General features: G+C 42.1%; 10 protein-coding genes. 7 read left to right on the top strand and 3 right to left on the bottom strand.

The window, feature by feature from the left end; genetic code table 11:
- Nucleotides 1–72: 72 nt before the first annotated feature.
- From B0185_RS00240 to dnaE, 7 genes are all read left to right on the top strand, one after another.
- Entirely contained in the window at nt 73–738 is a 666-nt protein-coding gene (locus B0185_RS00240; protein WP_232610060.1) for a DUF998 domain-containing protein, read from the top strand.
- Entirely contained in the window at nt 725–1858 is a 1134-nt protein-coding gene (argE, locus tag B0185_RS00235) for an acetylornithine deacetylase (protein ID WP_005707351.1), read from the top strand. The genes B0185_RS00240 and argE overlap by 14 nt, the downstream gene beginning before the upstream one ends.
- A gap of 3 nt (nt 1859–1861) precedes the next feature.
- Nucleotides 1862–2563, top strand: a complete 702-nt coding sequence (locus B0185_RS00230) for a thermonuclease family protein (protein ID WP_005707343.1) — start codon at nt 1862–1864, stop codon at nt 2561–2563.
- A gap of 11 nt (nt 2564–2574) precedes the next feature.
- Nucleotides 2575–3771, top strand: coding sequence for an aminotransferase class V-fold PLP-dependent enzyme (locus tag B0185_RS00225; RefSeq protein ID WP_005707338.1), 1197 nt, complete (start codon nt 2575–2577; stop codon nt 3769–3771).
- 94 nt (nt 3772–3865) lie between these two features.
- A complete protein-coding gene (gene pfkA / locus B0185_RS00220; protein ID WP_005707329.1) occupies nt 3866–4840 on the top strand; it encodes a 6-phosphofructokinase in 975 nt (324 codons plus the stop codon).
- Nucleotides 4841–4917: 77 nt separating this feature from the next.
- A protein-coding gene (gene prfB, locus B0185_RS00215; RefSeq protein WP_100208027.1) for a peptide chain release factor 2 occupies nt 4918–6016 on the top strand; the annotation gives its coding sequence in 2 pieces (ribosomal slippage) (nt 4918–4992 and nt 4994–6016; 1098 coding nt in all).
- Nucleotides 6017–6268: 252 nt separating this feature from the next.
- Entirely contained in the window at nt 6269–9742 is a 3474-nt protein-coding gene (gene dnaE, locus B0185_RS00210) for a DNA polymerase III subunit alpha (protein ID WP_005707328.1), read from the top strand.
- 77 nt (nt 9743–9819) lie between these two features.
- Here the strand turns inward: dnaE and parE are convergent, their stop codons facing one another.
- The 3 genes from parE to galE all read right to left on the bottom strand — a co-directional run bounded on the left by parE (nt 9820) and on the right by galE (nt 14285).
- Nucleotides 9820–11733 (bottom strand): DNA topoisomerase IV subunit B, encoded by a 1914-nt coding sequence (parE, locus tag B0185_RS00205; protein ID WP_005707289.1) that lies wholly within the window; start codon nt 11731–11733, stop codon nt 9820–9822.
- A 94-nt stretch (nt 11734–11827) separates the two neighbouring features.
- Nucleotides 11828–13120: an AmpG family muropeptide MFS transporter gene (locus B0185_RS00200; RefSeq protein WP_005707355.1), complete on the bottom strand. Its 1293-nt coding sequence runs from the start codon at nt 13118–13120 to the stop codon at nt 11828–11830.
- Between the two features lie 148 nt (nt 13121–13268).
- Nucleotides 13269–14285, bottom strand: coding sequence for a UDP-glucose 4-epimerase GalE (gene galE / locus B0185_RS00195; RefSeq protein WP_005707391.1), 1017 nt, complete (start codon nt 14283–14285; stop codon nt 13269–13271).
- Nucleotides 14286–14302: the final 17 nt, after the last annotated feature.

Raw genomic sequence — 14302 nt, 5'->3', positions numbered from 1 at the left:
TACTTTAAAAGTGGCTCTTTTGCGATAGCGGTTTATCCCTATTTAATGCATCCTTGCTTTAAGAAAATGGCGATGATTTTAACCGTTATGTTCGGTGGATTAATGGCTTATGCGGGAGTATTTTATCTTTTTGGTGAACACGTTGCGATTCTATTTAGTGAACGTTCCATCACCACTTATTTTCATCATTCAACATTAGAACTTTTTTTTCCGATTGGAAGTGTGATTGATGGTAAAGAAAGCTCGCTTTCCAACTTACCGCATATTATGCGAGCATTGTTTAGCTACCAAAGCTACATCGTCGTGCCGTTCTATTTTATTTGCCTTTATCCAATTTCACACAAACGCCTCTGGCTGGTTGAGCTTTTGCTCGCACTGCTTTTTGCTATCGGTACGGCATTAGTATCCGAGATTACAAGCGGTCGCTATTCAGAGGGTAATTTGCAAAATTTCGGCTTAAGCCTCACCATTATTATCGGTAATTTAATGTTGCTTTTTATAGGGCTAGATTTAGACAAAACCCTTACACCACGCCTTAAAAAATCAAGTCTCTGGCTTGGTTTTATTGGGTTGATTTGCGTAAGTATTACAATGGTTTATCCCACGTTATTTTCACCAATATTAGAGCGTATCAGCCTTTATACCATAATGATTTGGGAAATAATTGCGGGTTTTGCCGTTATAAGAAATATCATAAGTTATCGCCAACAAGAGGGAGAAGATGATGAAATTTATTGATCGCTATTCACAACTTATTGCCATCCCGACTATTTCAAGCCTTGAAGCATTTGAAGATCAGTCGAACAAACCGCTGATTGAATTATTGGCAAACTGGCTCAATGATTTAGGCTTTCACACCGAGATTTTAGCGGTTGAAAATAGCCGAGATAAATACAATTTACTGGCAACTTATGGTGAAGGCGAAGGCGGCTTATTACTAGCAGGGCACACCGACACAGTCCCTTTTGATGAGGGAAAATGGACGTTTAATCCATTTAATGTTACTGAAAAAGAAGGGAAATTTTACGGCTTAGGTACGGCAGATATGAAAGGCTTTTTTGCTTTCATTGTGGATGTAGTAAGCCAACTTGACTTAAGTCAAGTAAAAAAACCGCTCCGAATTTTAGCCACAGCCGATGAAGAAACGACAATGATCGGAGCAAGAACATTTGCACAATATAGCCATATTCGTCCAGAATGTGCCATTATTGGCGAGCCAACTTCACTTAAGCCAATTCGAGCACACAAAGGGCATATGGGCAAAGCAATTCGTATCACGGGCAGAAGTGGGCATTCAAGCGATCCAGAACGTGGTATCAATGCAATTGAATTGATGCACGAAGCCACAAGTCACTTAATCGCGATGCGTAATGAACTAAAAACCAAATTCCGCAACGATTTCTTTAAAGTGCCTTATCCAACAATGAACTTTGGTAACATTCACGGTGGCGATGCAATTAACCGTATTTGTGCTTGCTGTGAATTGCAATTGGATATGCGCCCGCTCCCAGGTTTAGCGATGGAAGATTTACATCATTTGATGCTAGAAAATCTCGCCCCGATGCTAGAAAAATATAGCGATTTAATCGAAATTCGCCAGCTGCACGGTGGCATCCCAGGCTATGAATGCGAGCATTCTGCTCAAATTGTGCAAGTGGTGGAAAAATTGTTGGGCGAAAAATGTGAGTCGGCGAACTATTGCACCGAAGCACCTTATATCCAGCAACTCTGCCCAACGCTAGTGCTTGGTCCTGGTTCGATTGAACAAGCTCATCAGCCTGATGAGTTTTTAGAAACGAAGTTTATTGAGCCCACAAGAGAGCTATTGACGAAGTTAATTCAGCATTTTTGTTTTTAAATTATGAAAAAACTCTTCTTTTTACTTTCTTTGCTCTTTTTCTGGCAAATTTCACCGCTTGTAATAGCGAAAACAGAGCGAACCATTGGTTGTAAAGTTGTGGGTATCAGCGATGGCGATACCCTCACTTGCTTACAAAATCGCACAGAACTTAAAGTACGATTGCTTTATATCGATGCCCCCGAGTCATCTCAACCCTTTGGTAATAAAGCGAAGCAAGCCTTATCTACCTTAGCGTTTAAAAAGCAAGTGACGTTGCAAAGCACAGGATATGATAAATATGGGCGAGTGTTAGCGGTGGTTTATGACCATAACACAAACGTCAATTTAAAACTGGTTGAGCAAGGAATGGCGTGGGCATATCGCCAAACACAGCCAATTTATGAGCAAGCTCAAGAACAGGCTCGCAGTAGAAAAATCGGTTTGTGGAACGATCTCCGCCCTGTTGAACCAACCGAATGGCGTAAATTAAAAGGCATTGGGTATCAGCATTCAAATAATGGTGGGATGGTGCAAATTCGCTCAGCCGAATTCTCTGGCTCGATAGGAGGAGTGGATTGTTCTCAAAGATTAACCTGCAAAGATTTTACCAATTACTCCGATGCCGAGCGTTATTATCGCCAATGCAACGCCAAACGAATGGATGGTGATAGTGACAATATTCCGTGCAATAGCCTCTATAACAAAATGAGAAAACATCGATAAGGAAAATTCCGATGAGCCAAATTAACCAGAAATTTCGCCAACATTTTCCGTTTTTCCGCCAATCTCCTGATTGGGCGTATTTAGACAGTGCTGCGACCACGCTAAAACCGCAAGTGTTGATTGATGCAACGCAGCATTTTTACAGTTCAGCTGGCTCGGTGCATCGTAGCCAATATGATTTGTCTCAAACTCAACAATATGAACAAGCTCGTAGTTTAGTCGCTGAACGTTTTAACGCGAAGCGAGAAGAGGTCATTTGGACCAGTGGCACAACTCACAGCCTGAATTTAGTCGCTTACGGGCTAGAAGATCAAATCCAAGCAGGCGATGAGATTGTGATTTCTGTTGCTGAACATCACGCCAATTTTATTCCGTGGCAGCAACTTGCCAAACGTAAACAGGCAAAATTGATTGTATTGCCGTTAAATGTGGATTACCAAATCGATCAGCAGGCTTTAACGAAAGCATTATCAGCAAAAACTAAAATTGTTGCCTTTAATTTAGTCTCGAATGTAACAGGCGTTCGCCAACCAGCAGAACAGATTATCTCCATTATTCGTGAGCATTCTTCTGCTCAAATTGTAGTGGATATGGCACAAGTAGTCTGTTCTGAGCAAGTGGATGTACAAAAAATCGGAGCGGATTTCTATGCCTTCTCTGCACATAAAATGTATGGGCCAAATGGCGTTGGTGTTTTGATTGGGAAATTCGACCGCTTGCAAGTCTTAAAACCGCTCTTTTATGGCGGGAAGATGTTACAAAATGTCACTGAAACCGCACTTACGTTAGCAGAGCTGCCTTATCGTTTAGAAGCAGGCACGCCAAATATTGCTGGCATTATTGGTTTTGGCGAAGTGTTACAATGGCTAAAAGAATGGGATTTTGAAGCGTTAAATCAGTCGCTTTATCAGCTTGCCGAAAGCACTCGCAAGCGGTTAAAAAATTATAAAAATTTGCAAATTTTAGGCAGTCAACATTCTCCGACTATCAGCTTTGTGATTGAAGGTGTACATCATGCGGATTTATCGGCTTTTTTCACGGAAAGTAAAGTGGCGATCCGTAGTGGAGAACATTGTGCGAAGCCTTATCTTCGCTATTTAAATCAAGCGGGAACGGTGCGGCTTTCACTGTCTCATTACAATACTGATGCGGATGTGGAGCAATTTTTCATAGCCCTTGATAAAGCGTTAGCAATTTTATTGGATTAGATCAAAAAATAACGATTTTATGGTAGAATTCGCCCGCAAAAAGGCGTAATCTCTCGCTCAATTGAATTTTTTAATTTTTAAATAAGGTGTCAAAATGGCTAAAGAAATCAAACGTATTGCCGTATTAACAAGCGGTGGCGATGCACCAGGTATGAATGCCGCTATCCGCGGTGTGGTGCGTGCAGCATTAAGCGAAGGTTTAGAAATCTATGGCGTTCGTGATGGTTACTACGGTTTATACCACGATAAATTAATAAAATTAGAGCGTCACTCTGTATCAGACGTAATTAACCGCGGTGGTACATTCTTAGGTTCTGCACGTTTCCCTGAATTTAAAGATCCAGCAGTTCGTGCAAAATGTGTTGAAGTGCTTAAAAAATATGAGATCGATGGCTTAGTAGTTATCGGCGGTGACGGTTCTTATATGGGTGCAAAGTTATTAACTGAAGAGCACGGTATTAACTGCATCGGTTTGCCAGGTACAATCGACAACGATGTAGCAGGTACGGATTACACTATTGGTTATCAAACAGCACTTGAAACGGCATTAGAAGCAATCGACCGCTTACGTGATACTTCAAGCTCACACCAACGTATTTCAATTGTTGAAATTATGGGGCGTCACTGTGGTGACTTAACCATCAGTGCCGCATTAGCAGGTGGTTGTGAATACATCGTGGTACCAGAAAAAGGCTTAGACAAAGAATCCCTTATGCGCAATATTGAAAGTGGTTTACGCAAAGGTAAACGCCACGCAATTATTGCTATTACAGAATTAATGACTGATGTACATCAATTAGCACGTGAAATTGAAGATAAATTTGGTCATGAAACCCGTGCAACCGTATTAGGTCACACACAACGCGGTGGTGTACCTTGTGCTTTCGACCGTATTTTAGGCTCACGTATGGGCGTTTATGCGGTAGAGTTATTACTTCAAGGCTTTGGTGGTCGCTGTGTAGGCATCCAAAACGAAAAATTGGTTCACCACGATATTATTGATGCCATCAATAATATGCGCCGTCCATTTAAAGAAGAATTATTTGAAACATCAAGAAAATTATTCTAATTTGATGTTATTATTCAAAAAATAAATGTATGAGGGGCGTGCTGAGCACGCCCTTTGCTATGATTAAAGGAAAAAGAATGTTTGAATTAAACCCGATCCGTACCCAACTTGCTGATCTCGCTGAACGCACCAATGTGCTTCGGGGGTATCTTTGACTTTGATGCCAAAGTCGAACGATTAGAAGAAGTGAATGCTGAATTAGAACAGCCAGAAATCTGGAATACGCCTGAAAAAGCACAAGCCTTAGGCAAAGAACGTTCTGCTCTTGAAATGGTGGTAAATACTATTAAAGCACTCGATCAAGGCATTGAAGATGTGGAAGGCTTAATTGAACTTGCCGTTGAAGCAGAAGATGAAGACACTTTCAATGAAGCACAAGCAGAAGCGGTCGAGTTAGAAGCAAAACTTGCAAAATTAGAGTTTCAACGAATGTTTAGTGGTCAGCACGATGCGCCTGATTGCTACGTGGATTTACAGGCAGGTTCGGGTGGTACGGAAGCACAAGACTGGACGGAAATGCTCCTACGTATGTATTTACGCTGGGCAGAAAGCAAAGGATTCAAGGCAGAGTTGATTGAGGTTTCAGACGGTGATGTTGCTGGATTAAAATCGGCAACAATTCGTGTTTCGGGCGAATATGCTTTCGGTTGGCTACGTACTGAAACAGGCATTCACCGATTAGTGCGTAAAAGTCCATTTGACTCAAATAACCGCCGCCACACCTCATTTGCTGCAGCTTTTGTTTATCCTGAAATTGATGATGATATTGATATTGAAATTAACCCAGCAGATCTTCGCATTGATGTTTACCGAGCATCGGGAGCGGGTGGTCAGCACGTAAATAAAACCGAATCAGCAGTACGAATTACTCATATGCCATCGGGAATTGTGGTGCAGTGCCAAAATGGTCGCTCACAACATCAAAATAAAGATCAGGCAATGAAACAGCTCAAAGCGAAATTATTTGAGATGGAAATGATGAAGAAAAATGCCGAAAAACAGGCGATGGAAGATAACAAATCCGATATCGGTTGGGGTAGCCAGATCCGCTCTTATGTGTTAGATGATAGCCGTATCAAAGATTTGCGTACTGGTGTGGAAAACCGAAATACTCAAGCTGTGCTCGATGGTGATTTAGACAAGTTTATTGAAGCTAGTCTTAAAGCTGGGTTGTAAGCAGATAATAATTACTACTTAATTTCTTCGTAAATAACGACTGCCAAATCTCCCTTCCCCCTCTTTGTTAAAGAGGGGATTGGATCTCTGGTGTTTTAAATTTTAATGTTCTACTTTGGTAAAGTTGATGAGCCAAATACTAATACCTACTAAAAGAATTCCTCCTCTTTAGCAAAGGGGTAGGGGAGATTTGGCAGAAGAAAATTCGAAGAAATTAATTTATAAATCCATAATAAAACTAATAAGGTTCCTATGCTCCCTCGTTTCGTTCACCTCAAAGTTCACAGTGATTTCTCAATGATTAACGGTTTAGCTAAAGTCAAACCGCTAGTAAAAAATGCTGTGGCAGACAATATGGTTGCGATGGCTCTTACCGATTTCAGCAACTTTTGTGGCTTGGTAAAATTCTATGGTGAAGCCCTCAGTTCGGGGTTAAAACCGATCATCGGGGCAGATATTCTCGTACGTGCCATACCAGAAACTGAAGAGCTGGACGAGCTCACTTTACTTGCCAAAAACAACAAAGGCTATCACAACATCACGATGCTCCTTTCTAAAGCCTACCAGCAGGGCTATGTCGACCTGCCCATAGTGGAAAAAGAGTGGCTGACCGAATACAACGAAGGCATTATCGTGCTTTCTGGCGGGCGTTTGGGCGATGTAGGCAAAGCTTTACTCAAAGAAAATGCAAAAGAAGCGGAAAATCTGACCGCTTTCTATCAACAATATTTCCCCGAACATTTCTATTTGTCGCTCTGTCGCACAGGGCGAACGGATGAAGAGAATTACATTAAAGCGGCTGTGCCCTTTGCCTCTCAGCATAACATTCCACTCGTTGCGGTCAATGATGTAGTGTTCTTAAAACCTGACGATTTTGATGCACACGAAATCCGCGTGGCTATTCACGATAGCTATACGTTAGACGATCCAAAACGTCCGAAAAAATATTCTGCACAGCAATATTTCCGCACCGAAGAAGAGATGTGTCGCCTATTTGCCGACATTCCGAGTGCTTTGGCAAATACAGTAGAAATTGCAAAACGTTGTTCAGTAACTATACGTTTGGGCGAATATTTCCTACCAAATTTCCCGACTGGTGAACTTTCCACCGAAGATTATTTAGTGCAAAAATCCCGAGAAGGCTTGGAAGAACGACTTGAATTTTTATTCCCAGATGAAGAAGAGCGTAAAAACAAGCGGTCGGTTTATGATGAACGTTTACAAGTTGAACTAGATGTCATTAACCAAATGGGCTTTCCTGGTTATTTCTTGATCGTGATGGAGTTCATTCAATGGTCGAAAGAAAATGGTATTCCTGTAGGACCTGGGCGCGGTTCGGGTGCAGGCTCGCTTGTAGCGTATGCGTTGAAAATTACCGACCTAGATCCACTTGAATTTGATTTGCTCTTTGAGCGTTTTTTAAACCCTGAACGTGTTTCGATGCCAGACTTCGACGTGGATTTTTGTATGGATGGTCGTGATCGAGTGATTGACCATGTGGCAGACACTTACGGTCGCCAAGCAGTATCGCAGATCATCACGTTCGGTACGATGGCGGCAAAAGCAGTAATCCGCGATGTGGGACGTGTGCTGGGGCATCCGTATAGCTTTGTGGATCGTATTTCAAAATTGATTCCGTTAGATCCAGGAATGACGCTCGAAAAAGCCTTTGCTGCCGAGCCAAAATTACCCGAGCTTTACGATAGCGATGAAGAAGTGAAAGCGTTGATCGATATGGCACGCAAGCTTGAAGGTGTTACTCGAAATGCGGGTAAACACGCAGGCGGCGTAGTAATTGCACCAACTGCAATTACCGATTTCTCTCCACTATATTGTGACTCGGAAGGGATGCATCCTGTAACCCACTTTGACAAAAACGATGTGGAATATGCGGGCTTGGTCAAATTCGACTTCTTGGGATTGCGTACGCTGACTATCATTAAGTGGGCGTTAGAAATGATTAACGCACGAATGCTATCAGAAGGTAAAGAGCCTGTACGGATTGAAAGTATTCCACTGGATGATAAAAAATCGTTTGATTTATTGTTGCAATCGAAAACCACGGCAGTATTCCAGTTAGAGTCTCGCGGGATGAAAGATCTCATTTCTCGTCTTAAGCCCGACTGCTTTGAAGATATTATCGCGTTGGTGGCATTGTTCCGCCCAGGTCCGTTAGAGTCAGGGATGGTGCAGAACTTTATTGACCGTAAACATGGCAAAGAAGAAGTCTCTTACCCTGATGCACAATATCAGCACGAATGCTTGAAACCGATTTTAGAGCCGACCTATGGCGTTATCGTTTACCAAGAACAGGTAATGCAGATTGCTCAAGAACTGGCGGGCTATACGCTTGGTGGGGCGGATTTATTGCGTCGTGCGATGGGTAAGAAAAAGCCAGAAGAGATGGCGGCACAGCGTGAAATTTTCGAAAAAGGAGCAATCAATAAAGGTATTGATGGTAATCTTGCGATGAAAATCTTCGACCTTGTGGAAAAATTCGCAGGCTATGGCTTTAACAAATCACACTCGGCAGCCTATGCTTTAGTTTCTTACCAAACACTTTGGCTTAAAGCTCACTTCCCTGCTGAATTTATGGCAGCGGTAATGTCTTCAGAGATGGATAATACCGACAAAATTGTGGGGCTTTATGATGAATGTATGAATATGGGCTTAACTGTTGTACCACCTGATATTAACAGCGGTAAGCATCGTTTTTCCGTAAATGAAAAAGGTGAAATTGTCTATGGCTTGGGTGCGATTAAAGGCGTGGGCGAAGGTCCGATTGATACGATTTTATCTGCTCGCCAACAAGATGGCATTTTCAAAGATCTGTTTGATTTAACTGCTCGTGTCGATCTGAAAAAAATCAACCGTCGCACCTTTGATGCGTTGATTATGTCGGGGAGCTTGGATAAACTCGGCCCGCACCGTGCAGCTTTAATGAAAAACTTAGAAGATGCTCTTAAAGCCTCAGATCAACATTCAAAAATGGAAGCGCTTGGGCAGAGTGATATGTTTGGTGTGCTTACTGAAACGCCAGAAGAGGTGCAAAATGCCTATGCGAATACGCCCAAATGGAGTGAACAAACTATTTTAGAGGGCGAACGAGCCACATTAGGCTTATATTTGAGCGGGCATCCAATCGGACGTTTCCTTAAAGAGCTGGCTCACTATGCCCCTGTTCGCTTAAATGAGCTGCAACCAACTTTTCGAGGACAAAATGCAACCGTGGCGGGTATGGTGGTGGGCTATCGTGTAGCCGTCACTAAACGAGGTAGTCGCATTGGCATTGCGACCATTGAAGATCGTTCAGGCAGGCTAGATATTACGCTTTTCTCTGAAGCTTTAGAAACTTACGGAGATTTAATTGAGAAAGATGGCATTATTATCGCCACAGGTTCGATACAGTTCGACGATTTTAGCGGAGGGTTAAAAATGTCCGCCCGCGAAATTATGACACTTGATGATGCACGTACTCGTAATGCCAAAAGCCTTGCTCTTGCAATCAATCAAGAACAATTAGATGCAAAATTTGTGAAAGAATTGACCGCTTGCATTGCACCTTACAAAGAAGGAACCTTACCTCTGCATTTCTACTACCAAAACGAACAAGGTAGAGCCTTGTTGAAAGGAGGCTTAGAATGGCGAGTGACACCAAGCGAAAAAATGCTCGTTGGGCTTCGAGCCTTGCTAGGGGAAAGTTCGGTAGAATTAGAGTTTGAGTAAAAGATAAAGGCATAGCAGAAAATGCTATGCCTTATGTTCTTGTATTCTCGCTCGAAAATATAGAAATTTATCCGCTTTTAAACATCCAACTCCGCTTCATCTCCGCGATTTTGAAGCCATTGTTTACGATCTTCTGCTCGTTTTTTCGCAAGTAGCATATCCATTGCCTCAATGGTGCTCTGTAGAGAGTCTGCTTCGTCTTCATTATTATCCGCTAACGTAAGCTGGATTAAACGGCGCGTGCTTGGATCCATTGTGGTTTCTCGCAGTTGGCTTGGGTTCATTTCGCCCAATCCTTTAAAGCGTTGCACATTTGGTTTGCCTTTTTTCTTCGCAAGGCGGGCTAAAATCGCCTCTTTTTCGGCTTCATCTAAGGCATAATGAACCTCATCTTTACCAATATCAATGCGGTAAAGCGGTGGCATTGCGACATAAACGTGTCCATTTTTCACCAAACTTGGGAAGTGGCGTAAGAATAAGGCACAAAGTAAAGTTGCGATATGTAAGCCGTCCGAGTCCGCATCAGCGAGAATACAGATTTTGCCATAACGTAGCTCTTCTAAATTATCGCTATCTGGATCCATCCCAATGGCAATTGCAATATTGTGCACTTCTTGTGAAGCCAATACTTGATCAGATGAAACCTCCCACGTATTCAAAATTTTCCCACGTAATGGCAAAATCGCTTGGTAATCTTTATCGCGAGCCGATTTTGCAGACCCTCCTGCCGAGTCCCCTTCTACAAGGAAAAGTTCGGTTTGGCTTAAATCTTGAGAGATACAATCCGCCAATTTTCCTGGTAAAGCAGGCCCATTAACCAATTTTTTACGCACTACTTTTTTCGCCGCACGCAAACGAGCCTGAGCTGAGCTAATTGCCATTTCAGCAATCTGTTTCCCCACTTGCACATTTTGATTTAGCCATAAACTAAACGCATCTTTAAGCGTGCTTTCTACGTAGCTTGAGGCTTGGCGAGAAGAGAGGCGTTCTTTCGTCTGTCCCGCAAATTGAGGCTCTTGAATTTTAAGTGAGAGCACATAAGCACAACGGTGCCAAACATCGTCCGCAGTTAATTTCACGTTTTTCGGCAATAAATTATGGATTTCGCAAAATTCTGTCATCGCTTTTAACAAACCGTTACGCAGACCATTAACGTGCGTACCACCTTGAGAAGTCGGGATTAAATTTACGTAACTTTCTGCCAATAATTCGCCTTCTGGCAGCCAAGTTAATGCCCAACTTACCGCTTCGGTTTCATCTACCACATCGCCAATAAATGGTGGATTTGGCAGACATTCATAACCATCTAAAGCTTCATTTAAATAGTCTGAAAGCCCATCTTCGTAATACCAAGTCTCTTCGGTTTTATTGATGTGATCTTTAAAATTGATCGTGAGTTTCGGGCAAAGCACAGCTTTGGCTTTAAGCAAATGGCGTAAACGGCTGACTGAAAAATTCGGTGAATCAAAATATTTTGGGTTTGGATAAAAACGAACGGTCGTGCCCGTTTGGCGTTTCGGGCAATTGCCCACCACTTTTAAATCTTCCGCTTTCACGCCGTTTTCAAACGCAATGGTATAAATTTCGCCATTACGTTTAATCGCAATTTCCACACGCTGTGAAAGGGCATTTACTACTGAAATCCCCACTCCGTGCAAACCGCCTGAGAATGTGTAATTTTTGTTTGAAAATTTACCACCTGCGTGTAGCTTAGTTAAAATTAATTCCACGCCAGAAATTTTTTCGGTTGAGTGAATATCCACCGGCATACCACGCCCATTATCAATCACTTCAAGCGAATTATCTTTGTGCAAAATAACATCAATTTGAGAAGCATAACCCGCCAACGCTTCGTCCACGCTGTTATCAATCACCTCTTGCCCTAAGTGGTTAGGGCGTGTTGTGTCGGTGTACATACCTGGTCGCATCTGTACGGGTTCAAGATCTTTTAACACCGTAATTTCATCTGCGTCATAACGTTTCTCTGCCATACTTCTCTTCTCTATTTTGCAACTATAAATGGAAATAAAGCCAGTATTTTACACGGAAATAACTGGCTTTTCTATTGCAATTTTTTAGTGAAATTTAACCGCTTGTTTTTGCAGGTTCATTCCAAGGTGCGACTTTAAATAACATCAACATTCCTGGAATTGCGACAAAGAAACAGATCCAGAAAAAGTGATAGTAGCCAAAAGCTTCCACCAGATGTCCCGTATAAGCCCCTAAGAATTTACTCGGTAAGGCGGCAAGGCTTGTGAAAATAGCCAATTGCATTGCAGTATAAAGAGGATTAGTTTCACGAGCCATAAAAGCAACGAAAGCGGCAGTGCCTAAGCCTACACCTAAGTATTCCCCCGCCATCACGAGTCCTAATTTTAAAAGCTCATTTGTGCTGATAGAAGCGGTTTCAAAATGCCCAAAACTTGCAAGATAGGCAAAGCCTAAGATGGTAATCAATTGCACGCTACCGAACAGCCACAAAGAACGGTTTACGCCAAGTTTAAGCATAGCTATGCCGCCCACAATACCGCCTCCGATACTACACCAAAGTGAAGTCGTTTTTACCACTGCGGCAATATGTGATTTGGTAAAGCCCATATCCAAAATAAATTTGGTTTGGAGCGAAGTGGCAAGCGAGTCGCCTAGTTTATAAAGAAAAATAAAGAGGATTAATCCCAAGGCTCCTATCACGCCTTTACGTGTGAAAAATTCCACAAAAGGATCTACAAAAGCGGTGTAAAAGGGTTTGCTTTTATCCACAAGAGAATGTTGCGGTTCTTTGGCAATCAGGGTAATCAACAAACAAGGCAACATAAAGCTTGCGGTGATAATAAACACCGTTTGCCAAGGGTAATGATCTGCTAAAAAGAGTGATAATCCGCCAGGAATGAGCCCCGCAATGCGATAAGCATTCACGTGAATAGAATTACCCAAACCGAGTTCATTATCGCTTAAAAGCTCACGGCGAAACGCATCAATCACAATATCTTGTGTCGCTGAGAGAAATGCCAACACAATCGAGAGTAGTGTAATGACGCCAATATCTTGCACAGGATCAAAAAAGCCGTAGCTAATTAAAATCAAGAATAGCCCAATTTGTGAGAGAAAAATCCAACTGCGACGACGCCCTAAAATTGGTGGGAAATAGCGATCTAATAAGGCAGCCCAAAGAAATTTCCAAGTGTACGGTAGCGAAGTTAATGTGAAAGCGGCAATGGTTTTTATATCCAAATTCATTGAAGTAAACCACGCAGGCAGCAGTTGGATTAACACAAACAGCGGCAAGCCAGAACAGAAGCCTGTATAAAGGCAAAGCAACATATTCTTCATAAAAATTTGTTGCCAGATGGACGATTGAGAAGATGGAGAAGCGGTCATTTTTTTCTTATATTCAAAAGAGAAATTATAGAAGGAAATATTAATGATGTTGCTTGTCGTAGGGACGGGGTTTATCCCCGTCCGATAAATTGGATAAGATTTTGTGTGGAGATAAACCCATCCCTACGATAATTACATTAGGACTAAACTATCCCTTATACCCATTCGGGTTATTTTTTTGCCAATTCCATGTATCACGCATCATTTCATCTAAGCCGTGTTGGGTTTTCCAACCAAGCTCTTCCCATGCTTTTTTCGGATTTGAATAGCAAGTCGCAATATCCCCTGGGCGGCGATCGACTAATTTGTATGGCACTTCAATATTGTTCGCTTTTTCGAATGCTTTCACCATATCTAACACAGAGTAGCCCACGCCTGTGCCAAGGTTATAGATGTGGCAACCTGCATCATATTGGTGTTTTTCTAACGCTTTTAAGTGACCTAACGCCAAATCTACCACGTGAATATAGTCACGCACACCTGTGCCATCGTGGGTATCGTAGTCGCTACCGAATACAGAGAGTTCTTTCAATTTACCAACTGCTACTTGGCTGATATATGGCAACAAGTTGTTTGGAATACCGTTTGGATCTTCACCAATCAAGCCGCTTGCGTGAGCACCGACTGGGTTGAAGTAACGTAAGATTACTGCACTCAATTGCGGGAATGCTTTTACTGTATCTTCTAAAATACGTTCTACCATATATTTTGACGTACCGTATGGGTTAGTTGTGCCACCTACTGGGCAAGATTCTACAATTGGAATAATTTGCGGATCGCCATACACCGTTGCTGATGAGCTGAATACAATCGTATTCACACCTGCTTTAAGCATCTCTTCAACTAATACAATAGAACCCGTTACATTATTTTGATAGTAACGTAATGGCTCACGCACGCTTTCGCCCACTGCTTTTAAACCTGCGAAATGGATCACCGATTCGATTTTATTTTCTGCAAAAATTTTGCGTAAGATGCCACGGTCTAACACATCACCTTTGTAAAAAGGCACTTTTTTGCCCGTGATTTTTTCAACACGCTCAAGTGAAATTTCAGATGAATTGCTTAAATTATCCAAAACCACTACTTCTCTGCTTGTATTCAATAATTCAACAATAGTATGCGAACCAATATAACCTGCACCACCAGTCACTAAAATTGCCATAAAAAACTCCTTGTATG

Source organism: Haemophilus parahaemolyticus (genome assembly GCF_002015035.1).
Lineage (GTDB): Bacteria > Pseudomonadota > Gammaproteobacteria > Enterobacterales > Pasteurellaceae > Haemophilus_A > Haemophilus_A parahaemolyticus.
Note: the sequence above shows the minus strand (reverse complement) of the source record. Positions and strands in the feature narration are given on the sequence as shown.